Below are 20,928 nucleotides of genomic sequence, written 5' to 3' on the forward strand. Positions count from 1 at the left end.
TCAAGGGCGCTGCTTCGCGTGCCGTGCGGGAATCATTTGGTCACGCCGATCTCGATCCAATCCGTAGACCAGTTACCGATCTCTCCAAGAATGGGAGCCAGGGCCGTACCTTTATCGGTTAACGAATATTCAATTCGTACGGGCATCTCAGGATATACAGTGCGCTGTATGATCCCTTCCGTCTCCATCTCCTTCAACCGGTCTGACAAGACCTTGCCGCTAAGGTTGGACAAGCAATGCTCAATTTCTCCGAACCGCCGCGGACCATCCATCAGGACAAATACGATCAGGGCGACCCACCGCTTACTCAGCACATCCACAGCTTTCTCAAACCGGGGGCACATCTCAAAATCATTCATAAGGATCACCTCAGCATTCATTATATCATAAACTTACAATAAGTAATTATAAATATTTAAATATATATTATAACTTGACGAAGTTATATTACAATGATAAACTAACTTACAAATAGTTACTAAGAAGCGTACGCTATCAAACTTTTAGGACGGTGCTCTTATGATCAACCCAGATATCCTATCTATACTACAGAACAAAATCAACCGGATTCCTATGGAAAACTCCACGAATATATTGGTCGGACCTATTACCCTGCCTGTCAATCTGGACGGGGAGACGATCACCTTCAAATGGTACAGCTGGCTGAATGTGACGGACGAAGAGCTTCAGCGCGCTGAAGGCAAGGAGGCTACCGAGCTGCTCATTAGCCGTTTATCCTCAATGAAGCTTGCGGATGGTCAGCAGTCCAGTGTCCTGGTCTACGGAGATTTCGAGCATTCGGAGGAAGCGCTGATCCGGATGCACAGCATTTGTCATACCGGGGATATCTTCGGCAGCAAGCGCTGCGATTGCGGCTTCCAGCTGCACCAGTCGATGAAGATGATTGCCCAGCATGGTGCCGGGGCCCTCTTTTATCTGGCGAATCATGAAGGAAGAGGCATTGGCTTGTTCAGCAAAGCAATGGCATATCTTCTTCAGGAAGAAGGGTATGATACAGTAGAGGCCAATCTGGAGCTGGGGTTCGCCGATGATTCCAGAGATTACACAGATGCGATCAGCGTGCTTCAGCATTTGCGCAGCCATCCTGTGACTCTGATCACCAACAATCCGAAGAAGCTGGAAGCACTACGGGCTGCCGGAATGAATACAGTGAAGCGGGTGCCGCTATGGGGCGACGTATCGGCCTTCAATGAGAAGTACCTGCGGACCAAGGTGGCCCGTTCCGGACATCTGGAGGCTGTGCCGGGTGCAGAGTTTTTTGAGGGAAGAGTGGCTAAATAAGCAGGCTGGACGGATATGCATCCGTTCCATTATAATGGGGTACTGAACCCAATACTTAGCTTAGTGAGGTAACCTATGAATGCTATACAAGTGCAGGACTTGCGCAAGACCTTCAAAGTCCAAAAAAACCGCGAGGGCCTCAAAGGGGCCTTCGCTGATTTGTTTAAGCGGCAATATTCCGAAGTAACAGCAGTGAAGGACATCTCGTTCAGCATTCCCGAAGGTGAAATCTGCGGATATATTGGGGAGAACGGGGCAGGGAAGTCTACTACGATCAAAATGCTTACCGGAATTCTTGTCCCTACCGCCGGCAGTCTGACTGTCGGCGGCTTCGTGCCGTACGAGGAACGCGAGAAGTTCGTGCAGAACATCGGCGTTGTCTTCGGCCAGCGCAGCCAGCTCTGGTGGGATATCGGCGTGATTGAGTCGTTCCAGCTACTGCGCAAGGTATACCGCGTGTCCGAGCAGGACTTCAAAAAACGTCTGGATGAGCTGGTGGAACGCCTGGAGCTTCAGGATCTGCTGAACCGTCCGGTCCGCAAATTAAGCCTGGGCCAGCGTATGCGCTGCGAGCTTGTAGCGGCACTGCTGCACAATCCGTCCATTTTGTTCCTGGATGAACCCACGATTGGACTGGATATTGTCGTGAAGTCGGAGATCCGCGAATTCCTGAAGGATATGAACCGGGAGCATGGCACAACCATCCTGCTGACGACTCATGATCTGCAGGATATCGAAGCGCTCTGTTCGCGGGTCATCATGCTGGATGACGGGAGGATTATCTATGACGGAGGTCTGGATGATCTGAAGCAGCGCTGGGGAACCGGGCGTGAGGTGCAATTCCAGTTCGGAACAGCCACGAAGCTGCAGCAGCTGATCGGCTGGACGGAAGGCATGCCGGTGACCTGGACCGCAGAGAATGAGCTGGCGGCGAAGGTCTGGATTCCGCTGGAGCTGAATGTATCGGATGTGCTTGGCCGGGTCGTCGGACAGGCCGATATTACAGACATCAAAATCATCGAAACAAACACGGATGACATCGTCCGCAGTATTTATCAGTCAGGCTCGGCAGAGAAGCCGGAGGAGCGGATCGCCGCTCTCAGCGATGAGAAAGAGGTTATCCATGTCTGAGAAGCTGGCAACGGCAGTTCCCTCCTCCGGCGGTTCTCCGGGCGGCTCCCGGGAGAATGGGCGGAGGCTGCTGCTTGGCGCTTATTTTGATTTTATCCGTATCCGGTTCCTGACGATGCTTGCTTACCGGGTGAATTACTATTCGGGGATTCTGATCTACACGCTCAATATCGGGGTGAACTATTTCACCTGGAGAGCGATCTATGGCGATGGTGAATCGCTCGGCGGCTTTACCGGGGCGCAGATGACCACGTATGTGGCGGTGTCCTGGATGGCGCGGGCCTTCTACTTCAACAATCTGGACCGGGAGATCTCTACGGATATCCGTGACGGAAGCATCGCGATCCAGTTCATCCGGCCTTATAATTATGTTCTGGTCAAAATGATGCAGGGCCTCGGCGAAGGCCTGTTCCGCTTCATGATGCTGATGATCCCGGGCATGGTGATTGCCATTCTGCTGTTTCCGGTACAGCTTCCTACGGAGCCTTCGGCTTGGGCCGGGTTCCTGGTCATGCTGTTCTTCAGCTTCCTGATCAGCTCGCAGATTAATATTATCACAGGCCTGTCTGCCTTCTTCGTGGAGAACAATGAGGGGATGATGCGCATGAAGCGTGTGGTCGTGGATCTGTTCTCGGGGCTGATTGTGCCGATTACCTTATTCCCGGACTGGTTGTCCTCCGTGCTTAAGGTACTTCCCTTCCAAGCGATTACCTATCTGCCGGGTTCTGTATTTACAGGCCGTGTGCAGGGGGTGGGCATCTGGAATGTGCTGGGTATCCAGGTCATCTGGTTCCTGATTCTGCTCATTCCGATTGTCTGGCTAAATCACGCAGCGCGTCAGCGGCTGTTCGTGCAGGGGGGTTAAGCTGAGCTATGTACTACCTGGACTTATTGATTGAATACCTGAAGAATTATATGAAAACACGGTTAACCTACCGCGCGGATTTCTGGGTGGAGGTCATTTCCGACCTGCTGTTCCAGGCGACAAACTTTATCTTCATCCTGGTCATCTTCATGCATACTGACAGCCTGGGCGGCTGGAATCAGAACGAAGTGGTGTTCGTCTACGGCTTCTTCATGGTTCCATTCGGCGTGTTCAGCTGCTTCGTCAATATGTGGGGCTTCAGTGAGCGGTATATTGTCAAAGGCGAAATGGACCGCATCCTGACCCGTCCGGCGCATAACCTGTTCCAGATCTTCCTGGAGAATGTGGACCCGCCATCCCTGTTCGGCTCCTTCATCGGGCTGATTGTGATGGCGATCAGCGGCAGCAATCTGGGCCTGCCGTTTGAATGGTGGACCCTGCCGATGCTGATTCTTCTGACGCTCAGCGCTGTAGCCATTTATACAGGGATCTATACGACACTGACCTCGTTGTCGTTCTATTCGGATGCGCCTACAGGCATTCTGCCGCTGATGTATAACATCCAGACGTACGGACGTTATCCGGTAACGATCTACAACCGGGCGATTCAGGTGCTGCTTACCTGGATCATCCCGTTTGCTTTTGTCGGGATATATCCGGCAGCCTTGTTCCTGCACCGCGATGAGATGCGGACGATGGCGCTGCTGACCCCGCTGGTCGGCGTGGTCTTCCTCAGCATCGGCCTGATGGCCTGGAGCTTCGGTGTCAAGCGGTACAAGGGTGCCGGTTCTTAAGAGAATGGAATGAAATAGATATACAGTGAGGGTTGTCCCGCAGCTTCTGAATTGGCTGCCGGGGCAGCCCTCTTTGTCAATAAAATAACAGCAATCGCTATCCGCAGGATGTTCGCTTTCAAGTGAAACGTACTATCCAGATGCTCGGAAAATGCTACTTATCTAAATGCTGAAAGCGCATAATAAGAGAAGAGAGGTACAGCATTCTAATAGGGAAAGAAGGATGGGACAGAATGGATAAATACATAGTCGGCATTGACCTGGGCGGAACCAATATCAAGGCAGGCCTTTTTGATAAGCATTTCACAGCCCTGGAGGAGTTGTCGATACCCACAGAAGCGCAGAAGGGTCCGGCACATGTGCTGGAGCGGATCAGGCTTGCTGTTACGCGGCTGTGTGCAGGAAGCGGAATTTACGAGTCGCAGATTGCCTGTATGGGAATGGGAATCCCTGGTCTGCTCGACCCGGAGGAGGGCCTGTCGGTCTTCTCACCGAATTTTCCCGGCTGGGAGCAGGTCCATGTGGTCAACGAAATGAAGCCTTACTACGACTTCGAGGTCTACATAGATAACGATGTGCGGGTTAATCTCTACGGAGAATGGCACCATGGTGCCGGACAAGGGCATAAGCATCTGATACTGCTCACACTCGGGACCGGTCTCGGCTCCGGTATGGTTCATGACGGCAAGGTGCTGTATGGGACAACCTTTAGCGCTGGCGAAATCGGGCATATGAATATGTACCGGCAGGGACGTCCCTGCCGCTGCGGAAGCTCTGGATGCCTGGGGAGGTATGTATCTGCGGTGGGGATGGTGAATACCTTCAAGGAGAAGCTGGAGGCAGGTAGGGTCAGCCTGATTCAGACCTGGACCAAGCAGACCCAGAAGCAGATTACGGCGCAGATGATCTCAGAGGCTTATGATCTTGGAGACCCCTTGGCCATTGAGGTTATGCATGAGACGGGGGAGCTGCTGGGATACGGGCTGGCGAATGTGATTAATCTGCTGAACCCGGAGCTGATTATTATCGGGGGCGGCATGGCCGCAGCAGGAGACCGTCTCCTGAACAGTGTCCGCGATACTGTAAATGCCCATGCGCTGAAGCTGTCCGCAAGCCGGTGCCGGATTGTTCAGGCTGAACTGGGCAGCCGTGCAGGTACGCTGGGTGCGGCTGTATATGCTTATCAGAAACAGAAGCATGTACAACTAGACCATTCTAATTGAGCGGAAATTCGCGTGCTACTGGCCGCACCTGCCTGATGCAAAACTATTGATTTTCAATAATTCACCATATGTCCATATAAAAGCTTGAAATCGACATTAATCGTCAAATTAACCCAATGAATACAGGAACTTGAAGGCGGTATACTGGGTACAGTGGCATATTTACTGGTATATATATCCTGCATCTCTTGAGGAAGCAACATGGATATTCCGGTTCATCATGACTGCGAACCATACTCACGGGCAGATTGAATGGACCGTCATGCAGCTTGCTGAAGGTATTCATGCGTTCGTTAAGGAGCCGTTAATGTTATGAATCTCGTAATTGGAGGCAATGGCGGTCTGGGCCATTCCATCACACAAGAATTACTGTCACGGGGCAGACTGGTGAAGGCTACCTACCACCGTTCCAGTCAGGCTTTACGCAGGCTGAAGGGCCCGCTGTTGACCCTGGCGGCAGTAGATGTAAGGAATGAGAAGGTGCTTGCTGAAGCGCTGAATGGGGTGACAACCGTCTATTTCTGTCTTAATGTGCCGTATCAGGATTGGTACTCTGTCATGCCAGAGGCGCTGGAGCGGGTAACCCGCCAGCTTAAGTCCGGCCAGACGCTGGTATTTCCGGGCAATATCTACGGTTACGGCAAGCTCCAATATCTTCCGGCGGATGAACGCCATCCGAAGGAGGCAAGAACCCGCAAGGGGAAGCTGCGGAATCAACTGGAGGAGCTGCTGAAGACGGAGGCTGAACGACGGGGATTCCGTTACGTGATTCCGCGATATCCGAATTACTACGGTCCCAATGTCACGAACCGCTTATTCGGACCGATCTTCAGCGGGGCCCTCCAGGCGAAGACGATTAAGTGGCCGGTGAAGCTGGACGTTCCGCATGATCTGGTCTATATCCGGGATGCGGCCAGAGCAGCTGTATTGCTGGCGGAGAGCGGTGAGCAGGGGGAGTGGCATGTGTCCGGCTCCGGAGCTATTGAGGGGCGGCAATTTCTGATGAATATCCACCATGCGGCTGGCAGTCCGGGAAAGTGCTGTGCGGTGCCGAGCTGGGCAGTCGGATTAGCCGGTGTGTTCAATAAGGAAATAAGCGAATTCCATGAGCTTCTATACGAATTCGAGTATCCGCTTCTGCTGAATGATAATAAATTCATGATGCGGTTCCCCGAATACAATCCGACATCGTATAAGAGGGCCATTAGGGAAACCATAGAATGGTTCCGTGAAGAGCTGGGTTAGCGGATGAAGCCAAGGGAAATGAGCAGCAGTGCTTTTTCATGACAAGCTTGCAGAATTGTACGCCGTCCAGGGTAGCATGATATGCTATAGGCAGTAATACACGGGAGGTAATATGATGACACGTGACATACAACATATGCCTTATGGCTATGAACCGCCAGCCAGTGAGCGCAAGGGAACGCTGATCTTCTATGATTCGTTCGAGCATATATCGGATATGGAGCTGCTTAAGGCGGCGGAGACGGCAGTGGAACGCAAGTTCACGAAGCTGGTGCTCTACCCGCTGCATGAAGAAACCGTCCGGCGGATGACGAAGGAGCCGGTGAAGGCCTGGTATAAGCGGGATGACCGGCTACATGCGTGGAAAAAAGAGCAGGGACAGTCCTTCATCACTGTAGAGAGCCTCGAAGGTAAGCGTAAGAAGTATACCCCGCTGGATTCGGCACTGCGTCATATCAGCGACATTTACCCCGCGCCGTATTTTCTCTATCTGACTCCAGATATGGCGAATCTGTTCGCCTCCTTCTCCTCCTTCGAGGAGTGGATCGTCAAGCTGCGTCTGCTGCTCTCCGAAGCGCCGGCTGAGGTCCATCCGCGCCTCGAGAAGTTCCGTCACCGCTGGGATGTGGCAGGCAGGGAACGCTGAACGGGCTACACCTTAGTCCGTCTCATTCCGGCAGGCGCTTCCCAGGGCCTGATTCTTAATATGGATGGGGGCGCAGGCCAGCCAAGCCTTGACAGTAGTGTTCTACTGCTGCAGGGACTGGCTGGCCTGTTCTGTAACAAGGGGTAGAGGTATGCAGCAGGAAGGAAATCCCGGATTATTTGTGAAGCCCGGCCTGTTTGCGTCTGTAAGTGTACATTCTCCACTGATAATGAATGAAGCAGCCGATGCAGAAGCCGAGAATGGCAACCGTTGCTGCGATTCCGACCATCATGGTGAAGATATATCCTGTGATCGTCCATCCGGCCAGAAAGCTGACCAGTCCGCCTGCCAGACAGAAGACGGCAATCTTCTGGTTGAATTGCTGCTGCTCCGGGTCTTCAAGCACATAGGCGGAGCGCGGCTTCGTCAGCAGCGGGCTGCATAGCCTGATGACGGGATGATATCCGAAGATCAGACCTGATAATCCGGCGGCAAGCGGGAGAGCGAGAATCCAGTGGAGACCTGTGAGCAAGGCCAGTAATACAGATATGACAATAAAGGCCTGATTGAGCTTCACTAACGGCCGGGGAATTCCCTGCATAGCAGGCTTTTGACTCATTGTAATCACACCTTTCTCATTGGAATAATTTAATTTAATTCGATTATAGTGGCAGAACGGATGCGTGGCAATCCTTAAGTCTTATGAACCAACAGTGAAAATTAAAATTTAAAATTATTATCCATTGACAGGAGGAGTTTTTTTGTGGTTTTATTATGTAGACCAATTGTTATAATGGTTGGATCGTCAAGATAAGGAAGTGTAGAGCTTGTCGAACAAGCCTAATGCACGCGAAGCCATTGTGGATACGGCTTCCAGGTTGTTTTTTACACAGGGGTACCATGCTACCGGACTGAATCAGATCATTAAAGACAGCGAATCGCCCAAGGGTTCCTTGTATTATTATTTTCCCCACGGCAAAGAGGAGCTGGCCCTGACCTGCATTAACCGGACTAGTGAAGAGGTAGCCCGTTTATTGCGCCATTATATGGAGAGTGAAGCGGTGCCGGCTCAGGCTGTGCAGAATTTCATCATGTCTATGGCAAATGAGGCGGAGAAATCCTCTTTTGAAGGACTGGTTCCGTTCAGCTTCTGGGTAGCCGTGGAGACCTCCTGTGTCAGCCATGAGCTGCGCACTGCTTGCCAGTGTGTCTTCAGGGATTGGCAGGATATTATTGCGAAGCGTCTGATCCGGGAGGGGGTACAGGAGGAAACGGCAGAGTGCAAAGCTTCGGTGGTGGTCTCCTTGTTCGAGGGGGCGCTGCTGCAGGCGTTGACCTGCAGAAATATTCAACCGCTGGAAGCAGCAGCAGAGTGCATTCCGGCAATACTGGCTTAACCGTATTACGCAAGACCATAGAGAGATATACACAGATACCAGGAGGATACGAGAGTGAATGCAACTATGACTGACAAGGGTTCAAGTAAGCCCCGGCAATTCAAGACTTTACCCATTCTGATCTCCCTGCTGATTGCCGGCTTCATCGGCATGTTCAGTGAGACCGCCCTAAATGTAGCTTTAAGTGATCTTATGAATGTCCTGCAAATTACACCATCGACGGCGCAGTGGCTGACTACCGCATATCTGCTGACGCTAGGCATTCTGGTTCCGATCTCAGGGATGCTGCTGCAGTGGTTCACCACAAGACAGTTGTTCGTCGCTGCCTTATGCTTCTCTATTCTGGGCACGTTCCTTGCGGCGATTTCGCCGAATTTCGAGTTTCTGCTCACTGCGAGAGTGGTGCAGGCGATGGGAACCGCGCTGCTTCTGCCGCTGATGTTCAATACGATTCTAATCATCATTCCCGCTGAGAAAAGAGGGGCGGCGATGGGACTTATCGGCTTGGTAATCATGGTAGCTCCGGCGATTGGACCTACGATTGCCGGTCTGCTGATTGAGAGCCTGAGCTGGCACTGGATCTTCTGGCTGTCCCTGCCGTTCCTGGTAATGGCTCTAATTAGCGGAATTCTCTTCATGCAGAACGTCACGGAAGTGACGAAGCCTAAGATTGATGTCCTGTCCATTATTCTGTCCTCCTTCGGCTTCGGCGGTATTGTCTACGGCTTCAGCAGTGCCGGTGAAGCGGAAGGCTGGGGAAGTCCGAAGGTTATTATCGCCATCGTGATCGGTGCGATTGCCCTTATTCTGTTCTGTATCCGCCAGTTGACGATGAAGCAGCCTATGATTGATCTGCGCGCCTTCAAGTTCCCGATGTTCGTGGTTGGGGTACTGATGGTCTTCATCTGTATGATGGTTATTCTCTCCTCGATGCTGATTCTTCCTATGTATCTGCAGCAGGGACAAGGGTATTCAGCCTTCAAGGCAGGATTGCTGCTGCTGCCGGGCGGAATCATCAACGGGCTGATGTCGCCGGTCATGGGACGTCTGTTCGACAAATACGGTCCGAAATGGCTGGTTATCCCAGGGCTGGCGCTCGTCGCCGTCTCCTTGTGGTTCTTCTCGGGAATTACAGCTACTTCGACCGTTGTCTTCGTGATCGTGCTTCACAGTGTGCTGATGATCGGAATCTCCATGATTATGATGCCTGCACAGACGAATGGTATCAATCAGCTTCCGCTGGAATACTATCCGCATGGTACAGCCATTATGAATACACTTCAGCAGGTAGCGGGTGCGATTGGTACAGCGCTGGCGGTAAGCATCATGACCTCCGGCTCCAAAAGCTACATGCAGACCGTCACTAACCCGGCTGATCCGCTGAACATCGGCGCTGCCTTCACTCATGGAGTGCAGAATGCCTTCATCTTCGGGATGGTCATGGCTATTATAGGTCTGGTGATTGCGTTCTTCCTTAAGCGTGTCATCGTATCGCACAAGACTCAGGCTTCTATGCATTAATTATCATGGAATTGAATAAGAACCTCTCCTTGCTAAAATGGGCAACCATTTGGCGGGAGAGGTTTTTTTGTGCGTGTTAATGTATGGAGGCGGATGTCGGAAAGGCTGGACTTCATTTGGTTAATACTGTATATTAAGCATAGATTAACGATGTATAGGCAAAACAAACAGGAGGAAATGCCGATGAAGGTCAGCAAAGAAATGCTGAAGGGGAGCACGGGGACGATGATCCTCACTCTGCTGCTGGACAGGCCGCTGTATGGGTATGAGCTGATTAAGGAGCTGGAGCAGCGCTCGCAGGGAGTTTTTGCCTTGAAGGAGGGTACGCTCTACCCGATTCTTCATGCGATGGAGAGTGAACGCTGGGTGGAAGCGTATTGGATGGAGGTAGACGGACGCAAACGCAAGTATTACCGGCTACTGGATGAGGGCAAGCACAAGCTGCAGGAGAAGAAGGCGGAATGGGCGCTGTTCAAGGGTGCCATGGATACCGTTCTGGGGGAGGGCAGCGGCTGATGGAACCAAATCAGAAGGTGTTAAACCGCTATTTGAATAAGGTGTGCGCCGAAGTAAAGGCTAAAGGAATGCACGATGAGATCCGGGAGGAGCTGAGCGGACATTTCGCCGACCTGATGACGGAGAGGCAGCAGCAGGGGGCATCCGAAGAAGAGGCGCAGCAGTATGCAATTGCACAATTGGGTGATCCGCAGGCCATCGGCCGGGATCTGCACCAGATTCACAAGCCCAGGATTCCTTGGTCGCTGCTGGCGGGTGTTATTCTGTTGTCGGCGGTAAGTCTGCTGGGGATGGCGGCTGTGGAAGCGGGGTTTGGGGATTATTACAAGTTTCCTGATGCCCTTATGCTGCGGCAGGGTATGTTCATTGTTCTTGGGATCGCGGTAATGGCTATCATGTATTTTATCAATTTCAAGCAATTGCAGCGGGCTTCGGGGTGGATCTATGGCGGAGCGCTGCTGTTGATTGCCGTTGGTATGTGGTTTAATCCGAATATGGTAAACGGCACGAGGCGTTATGCTTTCATTCTGGGCTTCCCGTTCGATCTCATTGGATATAGTCCTTATCTCTTTATAGTCGGACTGGCAGGGCTCTTGAAAAGACCCGGGGTGCAGAATACTTCAGGCAGCCGGATTAGAAACTGGAAGGAGGTAGGCTTGCTGCTGCTGCCTGCGGCCATCTATCTTGTCATACCTTCTTTTGCCGAACTGGTTGTATATCTGGCGGTTGCTTTACCATTATATGTGTGGATTACCCGGAGATGGGGCAGAGCGGTGGTTGTTTCCGCAAGCTGTGTATCTGGCCTTGCCCTCTATGTTTGGAGTGAAACGTATTTGCGCGACCGGCTCAACAGATATTTATTTATCAATGATGCGGAGAATGGCGTAGGTTTTCTAAACCGGATGATTCACAGCACCCTGACCTCCGCAGGCTGGGGAGGACAAGGTATTGTCGAGTTAACAGAAGATAAGCGTTTGCCCTATCCGTATACAGATTTTTTCCCTGTGTACCTGGTTCAGAGCTTCGGCTGGGCCGGCGGACTGCTGCTGCTTGTGCTGGTCTGCTGGTTTGTGCTCAGAATGTTATCCTCTGCACGCACCGTAAGCGATACCTATGGACGGGCACTGATTCTGGCACTGGCTCTGATGCTCTCCATTCGTCTAATCTATGGCCTGACTATTCTCACCGGCAGAATGCCGCTGATCTCCATACCGTTCCCGTTTCTGAGCTACGGACAGCATGTGTTCATTGAATTCGCGGCTCTCGGGCTGCTGATGGGGGTCTACAGGCGCAAAGATATGCTCCCAGCGGGGCAAGCTCCATCTTCGCTATAGACGCTCCCTGGGGCTGCACCGTATACTGGAAGGGTAAATATGGGATGAGGCAGGTGAAGAGTAAACATTGTGAATAAGCTGCGATATAGAGGCACAAGACTGGGATTACTGTTAGGCGCAATAATTGTAAGCGGGGCTGTGTTTCTGGGCGCCATGACAACGGCAACAGCAGCACCCGTGACTCCTGAGACACCGTTTACACCAAGCACAGTTGTGAAGAAAAACAATCTCCCCGGCGGTTTTGTCTATCTGGATGAGGTTATTCCCTCGGCGCAATATGAGATCCGTTACTATAGTGAGAATAATTTTACCGGCACCAGAGTGGACGGATATAAGGCCCCGCTCGCGATCTTCTCGAAGACCGCCGCTGCTGCGCTGAAGAAGGTTAGCGAAGATCTGGAACAGAAAGGCTATATTCTGAGAGTCTATGACGCTTACCGTCCGCAGCAAGCCGTTAATCACTTCGTGCGCTGGTCACAAGACGCCGGTGATCTGAAGATGAAGGCGCAGTATTATCCGAAGCTGGACAAGCGGAATCTGTTCAAGCTGGGCTTCATCGCCAAGAAATCCGGGCATTCCCGGGGCAGCACGATCGACCTGACGCTGGCTCAGAAGAGTACAGGCAAGCTGGTGGATATGGGCAGTTCTTATGATTTTTTCGGCGAAATCTCTTACTATAATACGAATCTCATCAGCAGTACCCAACATGCGAACCGGAAGCTGCTGAAGGATGCGATGGTGAAGCAGGGCTTCAAGCCGTACGCCAAGGAATGGTGGCATTTCACACTGATCAAGGAGCCTTACCCGAAGCAATATTTCAACTTCAAAGTGGAGTAGGGCTGTTCCAAAGCAGTATAGAACGGTTAATGGATTATGCAAGGTTAATCTCTGAAGCATGCGTGCATAATATTCGAATATAGGAAAGGTGGGATCGATTTGTTCAAAAGAATCGTAGCCGTATTCCTTAGTGTAATGTTATTTGCAGCAGGAGCAGGTGTATTGACCAGTAATAACGTTAGTGCCGCCGGAAGCTTGAGGATTATCGTGAACGGTCAGGAATTGCAGACGGGTGAGACATCGGCCTATACCAACGGACCGGACGTCATGCTCCCGCTGCGGGAGACGGTAGAGGCCCTCAAATATAAGGTCACCTTCAGTGGAGCTACCGGGACGTTCCTGCTGGAACGGTTCCAGGAGAGTGTTCAGTTCAGATTATCCGGTAAGGAGCTTGTGCTGGACGGCAAGAACAAAGTACCGTTTACAGGCGGCTTTGAGTTAAAACAAAAAAAAGCGTTCGCGCCGCTGTCTTTTTTTGCAGCGATCGGGTTGGTTACTTCTTATAATCCGGAAACCGCTCAGGTTGAAGTATACACAAGGGAGGTAATGGCAAGTGCCGTAGCAGGTCTGCTTGCAGCTGGTAACTATCCGGCACTGAAGGAGCGGTATTACGCCAAGGACGCAGAACCTGCTGCTCTTCCGGTTCTCCAGCAGAGCTGGGAAGGGATTAACATGCTGGCGGGCAGTTACCGCGGAGTGAAATCGACCACCAGCACACAGCAGGATGGAGTAATCACGATTGTGAGCGTATTGTCCTTCACCAAAGCGGAGGCTGTACTGACTCTGGAACTGGGCGCTTCAGGCAAGCTCACCAAGCTAACCCTAACGCCGGTCCAGGCAGCCAGTGAAGTATTGGCCGGCCCGGCCCCATCCTAGATTCGCATATGACATAACTCTGCTCCCAAGGGAGAATTCCACGGCTTAAGTATAGCTGCAGGAATTCTCCCTTTAACTTTCTGTTGACAGAACGCCGGAAAGAGAGTAATTTTAAATTCGAATTAAACAATGTTTAAATCGTTGATTAGATCAATGATTAAGATTCTGTGACAGAGGAGGGCGACAAGCTGCATTATGGTTAAATTGGGCAACAAAGCTGATTCTTCAGATAAAGATACGAAGCAACTTATCCTCGATGCCACGGTTGCGCTGATCCGTGAGGACGGATTCCAATGCATTACCCTGCGCAGTATTGCGGCAAGAGCTGAGACCAATCTGGCCCTGGTGAACTACCACTATGGCTCCAAGGAGAAGCTGTTCGGCGATGCTGTGAAGCAGCTCGTGGCGACCTTTGACGATGCTTTTAAGGCACTGGAGGACACTTCGTTGCCGCCGAAGGAGCGCATGAAGCTGTTTTTTACCCGTTACATTATGAATCTTAGCCGTTATCCCGGGATGGCCCGGCAGATGCTGGATCAGAGACACCATATTATGGGCTCCCACGATGAATATGCGAAATATTCCAAGCTGATGAGAATTGAACGGATTCTTGATGCACTTGCCGAGATTACCGGAGAGCAGGACCGTGACAAGCTGATGACGATGACGATGCAGATCTACGGGGCCATTGTATTTCCGGTGATTATGGTGAGCAGTCTCCCCAAGGAGCGTGAGGATCTTCAGCAGATCTTCAAGCTGGCCCCGCTGGAGGAGCAGATTGATGGGTTGTTTGAGCTGTATTTTCACAAGTATAACTAATCATGAATAGAGAAAAGAGTGGACAAGAGAATGTCAAAACCTATGAATCCAAGTAACACCGCCGCCGCAGAGGCGCCGTTCTCGTTGAGAGCTATAATTCCATCATTGCTGGCGATTATTGTCGGCATGATCATGGTTATTCTGGACAGCACCGCAGTCAATGTGGCCGTTCCGAATCTGGTGCAGTATTTCGATACGGACCTGAAGACTGTTCAATGGGCGATTACCGGCTACACGCTTGCGCTCGCTGCTGTAATTCCGCTGGCAGGCTATATGACCGACCGGTTCGGGTCCAAGCAGGTATTCCTAACGACCATTGCCATGTTCGTGCTTGGCTCTGTGTTATGCTCGGTAGCTCAGACTTCGGGGCAGCTTGTCTTGTTCCGCGTCATTCAAGGTCTTGGCGGCGGCATGGTCGCTCCGATCGGGATGGCGATGGTCTTCAGACTCGCTCCGGCAGAACGCAGAGGCTCGATCATGGGGATGCTCGGTATTCCAATGCTGCTGGCTCCGGCCCTTGGCCCGATCCTCGCAGGTTATCTGGTGGAGTATGTGAGCTGGCACTGGATTTTCCTGATTAACCTGCCTATCGGTATTGTGGGTATTATTCTTGGCCTTAAGTATTTGCCGGTGACCGAGAAAAAGGGAAGAGCCCACCTCGATATCCTCGGAATCATTCTGGCTCCGCTCGCGTTCTCGATGCTGGCTTATGGCGTCAATCAGGGCGGCGGAGAGAGCTGGACCTCAACCGGGGCTATCCTAGGCTTGTCGGTTGGGGGAGCCGCGTTGATCGTCTTTGTCATTGTTGAACTGCTGCAAAAGCATCCGCTGCTGGAGCTGCGCGTCTTCCGTTCCTCGGACTTTACGCGCGGGATTATTCTGTCCTGGGTCACACAGGCGGCATTGTTCGGCTCCATGCTGTTCGTTCCGCTGTACCTCCAGCAGATCCGCAATTATACACCGCTGGAGACCGGGCTGATCCTGCTTCCACAGGCGCTGGCTTCCGGAGTAGGGATGCCGCTGGGCGGCCGGTTGTTCGACCGGATCGGAGCGCGTCCGCTAGTGTTCGTAGGTCTCAGTATTATATCGACGGCACTGTTCCTGCTCTCAGGAGTTACAGTTGACACCAGTCTTCCTGTTATTATACTGTCTCTGGTCATGATGGGCCTGGGAATGGGTCTGTCGATGATGCCGGTCAACACCCATGTTCTGAACTCTGCGCCGCGTGAATGGGTGAACCGGGTTACCCCGCTTACCGCCGCTGCCCAGCAGGTTGTGGTATCGTTCGCTGTTGCCGGCATGACCGGATACCTGACCAGCCAGATTGCGGTGCATATGGGTAAAATGACGGCCGGAAGCAATCCGCTTGCCGCTGCCGTACAGGGCTTCGGGGATGTCTTCTTCCTCTCGGGCTGCATCGCCGTGGCCGGAGTGGTCCTCAGTCTGATTCTGCGCCGTCCGAAGACAGCAGGCGCTGCACCTTCTCCTGAAGAACAGCAGACAGATGCCGCTATGATGATGGGGCATTAATCGGCCACAGCTGTTATAGGCGACACATGTTATAGACTAACAAAGAACGTCCCTGACTGCCGGTTGGCAGGGGGACGTTTTTTTGTGCTTTTTGAACGCTCGGGTGGCTGGCTGCACACATTTGCTAAGCTATAAGTGCGCCCGCCGCTTCCTCAGTAGCCTTGCCGGAGGAACCATATGCAGCTTGCCCAGCAGCTCAGAGGCCAGAATGCCCAGCAGCACAAGGGCGGCACCGGTGTAGCCCTGGAGCGAAAGCTGTTCGTGTACGAACAAGTAGCCGAAGAAGGCAGCGAATACCGGCTCAAGGGCGAAGATCAGACCAGTGCGGGTCGGTGTAGTATACTTCTGGGCAACCGGCTGCAGGATGAACCCGCAAGCGCTGCACAAGATCCCCAGAGCCAGAATCGCGATCCAGCCCGGGAGGGTGGACGGTAGCGAAGGCGTCTCGAAGATAGCAGATAGAATCAGGGCATAGCCCCCGGCGAAGCCGAGCTGTAGAATGCCGATATTCAGTGAGTCGCAGGTCTTAACCGCCCGGCTCGTCACGAGAATCTGCACCGCATAGAATACTGCTGACAGAATGCAGAGGAGATCACCGGGCCGGATTTGCAGCGAGCCATTAAGCGTAAGCAACCCGATGCCGCTGATGGCGAGCACAGTGCCGAAGATTTGCGGGGGCGCGACTTTTTTTCTAAACACCAGAACCTCAAGCATAGGAACAAAGACAACGGTCAACGCAACCAGGAATCCGGCATTAGAGGTCGTGGTCGTCTTCAGCCCGAAGGTGATGCAAGTGAATACGCCAAGCAGCAGGAAGCCGAGCAAGGCTCCGTATTTCAAGGTTCTGGCATCCACACTGCGCAGCCGTTTGCGGAACAGCAGTCCCGCCAGGATGAAGGCCAGCCCGAAGCGCAGTGCGATCAGATTGAATTCTCCCAGTGTACCCAGCCCCAGCTTCATGAACAGGTAGGAGGAGCCCCAGAATAGTGTTACTACAATGAGCATCAGCTCGGCCTTTAGCGGCTTCATTCTTTCATCATCCTTCTTTATTTCAAGTGAATATAGTATAATACGCTCGAATACATAAGGTAACTGAATGTTTATCATAAGATACATGAGTAATTTTCATGCTAAATGAGGAGACTGGACATGAGTCTGATTAAGTTCGAAGTGTTCCTAAAAGTGGTGGAGCTGGGCAGTCTGACACGGGCCGCAGATGTGCTGGGCTTCACCCAATCCGGCATCAGCCATACCCTGAGCAGCCTGGAGCACGAGTTCGGCTTCCCGCTGCTGGTGCGTAGCCGGTCGGGGGTGAAGCTGACGGTAAACGGGGAGCAGGTGATGCAGCCGATCCGGGAGATTCTGAACTGGAATGAGCAGCTGAAGCAGCAGGTAGCGGATATTCATGGTCTGGAGACGGGGACGATTACGATAGGAACCTTCACGAGTGTCTCTGTCCATTGGCTGCCGGATATCATCAAGCAGTTCCGTGAGGAATATCCGTACATTGAGTTCAAGCTGATGGAGGGCGGTTATCTGGAGATTGAGCAGTGGATCGAGGCTGGGGTGGTTGATTGCGGCTTCCTCTCATTGCCTACAAGGGAGCGGTTCGAGGTCATTCCGCTGAAGCAGGACCGGATGCTGGCGATCCTCCCGCTCGGCCATCCGCTGAGTAAGGCCCCTTATATGCCGCTGGCCCAGATCGCCTACGAGGACTTCATCATTCCGAAGCCCGGCTCGGATTATGATGTGCAGCGGGTGCTGGAGAAGGCCGGGATTAAGCCGAACATCAAGTTCTCGGCCGGGGACGATTACGCCATTATTGCCATGGTGGAAAAAGGCCTGGGCATCAGCATCCTTCCAGAGCTGGTCACCCGGTTCCAGTATGAGCGTGTAGCCATGCTTGAGCTGGAGGAGCGGAGCTTCCGTTCCCTGGGCATCGCAGTCAACTCGATGAAATATGCTTCACCTGCCACGCGGCGATTCTTACAGCATGTGCAGCACTGGTCTTCCAGCCAAGGAGCCATTTAACTTGCTGAAAAAGCGAAAAAAAGGCATGTTTTCAAAATAGAAAACATGCCTTTTTGCCAATACGTATCCGCGTATCATTCGCTTAATTTGCGCCCTTCATGGTCGAGAAACAACAGCTCGTAGTATTTTTTGGGACGCCCCTTACTGTTGTCCCTCTTTTCAAATACCGTTTGTACTTGTTTACTTTCCTCAATTTTGTTAAGAATTCGGTTTGCACCTTTAACGGTCATGGACAGGCACTGTGCAACATCCTCAGAGGATAGCTTATTGGTTCGCATGATTTCTGCATAAGATATGATTTTTTGCAAATTGATGTTGTTGATTCCGATGGTTTTGGCTAACGCAAGGATTTCCGGGTCCCCCTGCTCGGAGAACTGGATGACATTCATGCTCCGCATGGGGCCGGCAACCTTCTGATTCTCGTCTATAAAAAAGCTGCTGCTGCCCGTATAGGCTTCCGCCTGTCTGTGAGCCTTGGTGGCGTTGACGTTCGCTTGAAAATATTCATGCCCCGAGCCCCAGCCGATCTTTACCTTGCCCTGTATACGCTCCTCCAGATACTCCAGCAGGGAACAGTTATGAGCGTTAGAGGTGATCCTCATGAAATGGCCGAAGGTGGTGTACAGTCTGACATAGCCTTCTGAGATTTGGGCCGTGTCTGCCATATTCACGCTACGCAGAAAATGGCCGACAAGGACTTTCAGCTCATGAAGCTCCTCTTCGGAGAAGTGCTGCTCATTTTGGACCGATAAGCACGCAACCACTGCCCTCTGGTTCTTAAGCTTGAGAATGGTAATCTCGTTGATGATCTCGCTGATGGTTTCTTTAACGCTCTCCAAAGTGGGCCGAATTAAGATATATTTGACGCCGTGCTTTTGGAGTTCCGGAACAAAGTGGCCGAAGGCCGTGATGGACAGATCTATTTTCTTGTCTTCCCATAGCGTGATATGGTTCTCCAGCATGGTCTCCACCCGCTCCAGCAGATTTCCGCTGTTCACGGGCTTTCCTTCATGAGTCAGGTATTGCTGGAATTCGCTGAAAGACTCGATGATATACGCATAATCCACATAGATCCGGGAGATATCAAGTCCAGGCTCTGTAACCAGCAACCGGAAAAGCTCCCTGTACAGCAAGTTCTCATCATCATGCAAAATGTGAACAGGTACCTTGTCATCCAGGTATTCCTTGTCAATGGCCTCGTAAAGCATCCTCCCGCTGATCACAAATCCATCCACCGAATCCAGGTTTTTGAGATAGATGTCCGTTGTTTCCCGGAAATTGCTGATGGTAAGGAAGCGGAACTGGCATAGGGGCCGCATTTCTTCTTCAATGGCGCGGAAATAATCCATATGGGACTCTGGCGTGATAATACCCAGCTTGATTGTCATAATAGATTCCTTTCATGAACAGTTCAATCAAAAGAGTTATATCACAATAAATGTGATATTACAATGTTCCGGCAGCCTCTGAAATAATGTTCTTAAAATGTCTTAATATCTCTTGACAGGGTATAAAAATGCCAGTACGATAAAAGTGTTCTTAAAAAGTCTTAAAATGAAAAGGAGGGAATGCCCGCACTGTTCTTACGTTCATTCAATTTATGCTTTGGGAGATGTTCATTGTGAGTGAAGAAGCTGAAGACTTAATGAGTATGGCTCATCAGCTGCAGGACAAAATGGTCATGTACAGACATCATCTTCATACGGTTCCTGAGCTTGATCTAAGTTTGCCCAAGACAACGGCCTACGTGAAAGAGGCGCTGGAATCGATGGGGCTTAAGCCCACTCTCGTCGGGGAATCTGGGCTAACAGTTACCATTGGCGGACAGCATGAAGGGAAGGTGGTTCTGATCCGAGCGGATATGGACGGGCTGCCGATTCAAGAAGAAACGGATTTGTCTTACGCATCGTTGAGCGGAAACATGCATGCTTGCGGTCATGACATGCACACTTCCATGCTGCTGGGAGCGGCGGAGATTCTGAAGGCGAGCGAACAGCAGCTTCGCGGGACAGTTAAGCTGATGTTCCAGCCGGGTGAAGAGACGCTGCACGGGGCACAGATGATGCTGGAAAATGGGATTCTCGACAATCCCAAGGTGGATGCAGCCATGATGCTTCACGTGTTGACCGGAATGCCGCTGCCTCTGGGACAATTTGTAGTACCTGAGGAAGGTGGAGCGATTTCAGCTTCGTCGGATTGGTTCGAAATCATCATCCGGGGGAGGGGCTCACATGGCGCTATGCCCGAGGCCGCAGTGGACCCTTTGAATGTGGCTGCTCATCTTCATCTGGCACTGCAGGGTATCCTTAGCCGGGAAATCTCGCCGATTGATAATGCAGTCCTTACCATTGGCGTGATGGAAGGCGGAACTACGAACAACGTGATTCCCGATACGGCCAGATTGAAGGGCAGTGTACGCACCTTTAACGCCGCATTGCGGGATAAAGTGGAAGCCCGTATCCGCGCAATTACCGCAGGGATCGGAGAAACTTTTCAGGCCAAGGTGGAAGTGATCTATACGCGGGGTTGTCCTGAGGTGAAGACGGATGGCGGACTTAATAGGCAAATGAAAGCTTCAATTGCAAATACCTTTGGCGACGGCTCCTATATCGGTATCACTGAGCTGGTACCCGGCGGGAAATTAATGGGCTCGGAAGACTTCGCCTTTGTCTCACAGGCGGTGCCAAGTACCACGGTGTTTCTTAACGCAGGCAATACCGAAGAAGGTTATAGTTACCCTGTACACCATCCTAAGACGATGTTCTCGGATGAGGTGCTTCATAGAGGGGCTGCGGCTTATGCAGCTTTTGCCAGAGACTGGCTTGAACGAAACAGTTAAGCTCTAAACCAAACTTAGGAGG

The 20,928-nt window shown here is 51.8% G+C and carries 21 protein-coding genes; 17 read left to right on the forward strand and 4 right to left on the reverse strand.

Annotated elements, in window-relative coordinates; translation table 11 throughout:
* Positions 1–32: 32 nt before the first annotated feature.
* Positions 33–359, reverse strand: coding sequence for a winged helix-turn-helix transcriptional regulator (locus NST26_RS14565; protein ID WP_036728810.1), 327 nt, complete (start codon positions 357–359; stop codon positions 33–35).
* A 160-nt stretch (positions 360–519) separates the two neighbouring features.
* Here NST26_RS14565 and NST26_RS14570 point away from each other — a divergent pair, with 160 nt between their 5' ends.
* From NST26_RS14570 to NST26_RS14600, 7 genes are all read left to right on the forward strand, one after another.
* Positions 520–1,302 carry a GTP cyclohydrolase II gene (locus tag NST26_RS14570; protein WP_340979301.1) on the forward strand — a complete coding sequence of 261 codons (783 nt, stop codon included), beginning with the start codon at positions 520–522 and terminating at the stop codon, positions 1,300–1,302.
* 75 nt (positions 1,303–1,377) lie between these two features.
* Complete coding sequence (locus NST26_RS14575) at positions 1,378–2,433, forward strand: ABC transporter ATP-binding protein (protein WP_036728804.1); 1,056 nt, start codon at positions 1,378–1,380, stop codon at positions 2,431–2,433.
* A gap of 70 nt (positions 2,434–2,503) precedes the next feature.
* A complete protein-coding gene (locus NST26_RS14580; protein ID WP_036730060.1) occupies positions 2,504–3,298 on the forward strand; it encodes an ABC transporter permease in 795 nt (264 codons plus the stop codon).
* An 8-nt stretch (positions 3,299–3,306) separates the two neighbouring features.
* The gene (locus NST26_RS14585) at positions 3,307–4,092 is read left to right on the forward strand and encodes an ABC transporter permease (RefSeq protein WP_036728802.1); all 786 of its coding nucleotides are present in this window, start codon (positions 3,307–3,309) and stop codon (positions 4,090–4,092) included.
* Between the two features lie 233 nt (positions 4,093–4,325).
* Positions 4,326–5,315, forward strand: a complete 990-nt coding sequence (locus NST26_RS14590; RefSeq protein ID WP_340979303.1) for an ROK family protein — start codon at positions 4,326–4,328, stop codon at positions 5,313–5,315.
* A 312-nt stretch (positions 5,316–5,627) separates the two neighbouring features.
* Positions 5,628–6,560: an NAD-dependent epimerase/dehydratase family protein gene (locus NST26_RS14595; RefSeq protein ID WP_340979304.1), complete on the forward strand. Its 933-nt coding sequence runs from the start codon at positions 5,628–5,630 to the stop codon at positions 6,558–6,560.
* A 115-nt stretch (positions 6,561–6,675) separates the two neighbouring features.
* Positions 6,676–7,206 (forward strand): hypothetical protein, encoded by a 531-nt coding sequence (locus NST26_RS14600; RefSeq protein WP_209870284.1) that lies wholly within the window; start codon positions 6,676–6,678, stop codon positions 7,204–7,206.
* Positions 7,207–7,381: 175 nt separating this feature from the next.
* On the opposite strand, the gene NST26_RS14605 is transcribed toward NST26_RS14600, so the two are convergent.
* Positions 7,382–7,825, reverse strand: coding sequence for a DUF4395 domain-containing protein (locus tag NST26_RS14605; RefSeq protein WP_340979305.1), 444 nt, complete (start codon positions 7,823–7,825; stop codon positions 7,382–7,384).
* A gap of 208 nt (positions 7,826–8,033) precedes the next feature.
* Between NST26_RS14605 and NST26_RS14610 the strand changes: the two genes are divergently transcribed.
* The 8 genes from NST26_RS14610 to NST26_RS14645 all read left to right on the forward strand — a co-directional run bounded on the left by NST26_RS14610 (position 8,034) and on the right by NST26_RS14645 (position 16,036).
* Positions 8,034–8,603, forward strand: a complete 570-nt coding sequence (locus tag NST26_RS14610) for a TetR/AcrR family transcriptional regulator (RefSeq protein ID WP_036728785.1) — start codon at positions 8,034–8,036, stop codon at positions 8,601–8,603.
* Positions 8,604–8,669: 66 nt separating this feature from the next.
* Positions 8,670–10,124, forward strand: coding sequence for a DHA2 family efflux MFS transporter permease subunit (locus NST26_RS14615; protein ID WP_209871028.1), 1,455 nt, complete (start codon positions 8,670–8,672; stop codon positions 10,122–10,124).
* A gap of 183 nt (positions 10,125–10,307) precedes the next feature.
* Entirely contained in the window at positions 10,308–10,640 is a 333-nt protein-coding gene (locus NST26_RS14620; protein ID WP_340979306.1) for a PadR family transcriptional regulator, read from the forward strand.
* The gene (locus NST26_RS14625) at positions 10,640–11,974 is read left to right on the forward strand and encodes an FtsW/RodA/SpoVE family cell cycle protein (RefSeq protein ID WP_340979307.1); all 1,335 of its coding nucleotides are present in this window, start codon (positions 10,640–10,642) and stop codon (positions 11,972–11,974) included. The genes NST26_RS14620 and NST26_RS14625 overlap by 1 nt, the downstream gene beginning before the upstream one ends.
* A 69-nt stretch (positions 11,975–12,043) precedes the next feature.
* Complete coding sequence (locus NST26_RS14630) at positions 12,044–12,811, forward strand: M15 family metallopeptidase (RefSeq protein WP_340979309.1); 768 nt, start codon at positions 12,044–12,046, stop codon at positions 12,809–12,811.
* A gap of 99 nt (positions 12,812–12,910) precedes the next feature.
* A complete protein-coding gene (locus tag NST26_RS14635) occupies positions 12,911–13,687 on the forward strand; it encodes a stalk domain-containing protein (RefSeq protein ID WP_340979310.1) in 777 nt (258 codons plus the stop codon).
* A 195-nt stretch (positions 13,688–13,882) separates the two neighbouring features.
* The gene (locus tag NST26_RS14640; protein ID WP_036728776.1) at positions 13,883–14,506 is read left to right on the forward strand and encodes a TetR/AcrR family transcriptional regulator; all 624 of its coding nucleotides are present in this window, start codon (positions 13,883–13,885) and stop codon (positions 14,504–14,506) included.
* Between the two features lie 42 nt (positions 14,507–14,548).
* Positions 14,549–16,036, forward strand: coding sequence for a DHA2 family efflux MFS transporter permease subunit (locus NST26_RS14645; RefSeq protein ID WP_036728772.1), 1,488 nt, complete (start codon positions 14,549–14,551; stop codon positions 16,034–16,036).
* A gap of 129 nt (positions 16,037–16,165) precedes the next feature.
* On the opposite strand, the gene NST26_RS14650 is transcribed toward NST26_RS14645, so the two are convergent.
* Positions 16,166–17,065, reverse strand: coding sequence for a DMT family transporter (locus NST26_RS14650; RefSeq protein ID WP_339256431.1), 900 nt, complete (start codon positions 17,063–17,065; stop codon positions 16,166–16,168).
* A 120-nt stretch (positions 17,066–17,185) separates the two neighbouring features.
* Between NST26_RS14650 and NST26_RS14655 the strand changes: the two genes are divergently transcribed.
* Positions 17,186–18,067: a LysR family transcriptional regulator gene (locus tag NST26_RS14655; protein ID WP_340979311.1), complete on the forward strand. Its 882-nt coding sequence runs from the start codon at positions 17,186–17,188 to the stop codon at positions 18,065–18,067.
* A gap of 74 nt (positions 18,068–18,141) precedes the next feature.
* Here NST26_RS14655 and NST26_RS14660 read toward each other — a convergent pair whose 3' ends face one another.
* The gene (locus NST26_RS14660) at positions 18,142–19,455 is read right to left on the reverse strand and encodes a transcriptional regulator (RefSeq protein WP_340953237.1); all 1,314 of its coding nucleotides are present in this window, start codon (positions 19,453–19,455) and stop codon (positions 18,142–18,144) included.
* 224 nt (positions 19,456–19,679) lie between these two features.
* Here NST26_RS14660 and NST26_RS14665 point away from each other — a divergent pair, with 224 nt between their 5' ends.
* Complete coding sequence (locus tag NST26_RS14665) at positions 19,680–20,906, forward strand: M20 metallopeptidase family protein (protein WP_340953236.1); 1,227 nt, start codon at positions 19,680–19,682, stop codon at positions 20,904–20,906.
* The last annotated feature ends 22 nt before the right edge of the window (positions 20,907–20,928 follow it).

Origin of the sequence: Paenibacillus sp. FSL R7-0128, assembly GCF_038002245.1 — a bacterium.
In the GTDB taxonomy this organism is placed as follows: Bacteria; Bacillota; Bacilli; order Paenibacillales; family Paenibacillaceae; genus Paenibacillus_AQ; species Paenibacillus_AQ silagei.

What these genes read in the sequence shown, in the direction of transcription:
- NST26_RS14660 (WP_340953237.1), bottom strand. Translation starts at nt 19,455, where the DNA reads ATGACAATCAAGCTGGGTATTATCACGCCAGAGTCCCATATGGATTAT.
- NST26_RS14665 (WP_340953236.1), top strand. Translation starts at nt 19,680, where the DNA reads ATGTTCATTGTGAGTGAAGAAGCTGAAGACTTAATGAGTATGGCTCAT.
- NST26_RS14625 (WP_340979307.1), top strand. Translation starts at nt 10,640, where the DNA reads ATGGAACCAAATCAGAAGGTGTTAAACCGCTATTTGAATAAGGTGTGC.
- NST26_RS14570 (WP_340979301.1), top strand. Translation starts at nt 520, where the DNA reads ATGATCAACCCAGATATCCTATCTATACTACAGAACAAAATCAACCGG.
- NST26_RS14600 (WP_209870284.1), top strand. Translation starts at nt 6,676, where the DNA reads ATGACACGTGACATACAACATATGCCTTATGGCTATGAACCGCCAGCC.
- NST26_RS14650 (WP_339256431.1), bottom strand. Translation starts at nt 17,065, where the DNA reads ATGAAGCCGCTAAAGGCCGAGCTGATGCTCATTGTAGTAACACTATTC.
- NST26_RS14655 (WP_340979311.1), top strand. Translation starts at nt 17,186, where the DNA reads ATGAGTCTGATTAAGTTCGAAGTGTTCCTAAAAGTGGTGGAGCTGGGC.
- NST26_RS14640 (WP_036728776.1), top strand. Translation starts at nt 13,883, where the DNA reads ATGGTTAAATTGGGCAACAAAGCTGATTCTTCAGATAAAGATACGAAG.
- NST26_RS14620 (WP_340979306.1), top strand. Translation starts at nt 10,308, where the DNA reads ATGAAGGTCAGCAAAGAAATGCTGAAGGGGAGCACGGGGACGATGATC.
- NST26_RS14590 (WP_340979303.1), top strand. Translation starts at nt 4,326, where the DNA reads ATGGATAAATACATAGTCGGCATTGACCTGGGCGGAACCAATATCAAG.
- NST26_RS14615 (WP_209871028.1), top strand. Translation starts at nt 8,670, where the DNA reads ATGACTGACAAGGGTTCAAGTAAGCCCCGGCAATTCAAGACTTTACCC.
- NST26_RS14565 (WP_036728810.1), bottom strand. Translation starts at nt 359, where the DNA reads ATGAATGATTTTGAGATGTGCCCCCGGTTTGAGAAAGCTGTGGATGTG.
- NST26_RS14575 (WP_036728804.1), top strand. Translation starts at nt 1,378, where the DNA reads ATGAATGCTATACAAGTGCAGGACTTGCGCAAGACCTTCAAAGTCCAA.
- NST26_RS14595 (WP_340979304.1), top strand. Translation starts at nt 5,628, where the DNA reads ATGAATCTCGTAATTGGAGGCAATGGCGGTCTGGGCCATTCCATCACA.
- NST26_RS14645 (WP_036728772.1), top strand. Translation starts at nt 14,549, where the DNA reads ATGAATCCAAGTAACACCGCCGCCGCAGAGGCGCCGTTCTCGTTGAGA.
- NST26_RS14605 (WP_340979305.1), bottom strand. Translation starts at nt 7,825, where the DNA reads ATGAGTCAAAAGCCTGCTATGCAGGGAATTCCCCGGCCGTTAGTGAAG.
- NST26_RS14585 (WP_036728802.1), top strand. Translation starts at nt 3,307, where the DNA reads ATGTACTACCTGGACTTATTGATTGAATACCTGAAGAATTATATGAAA.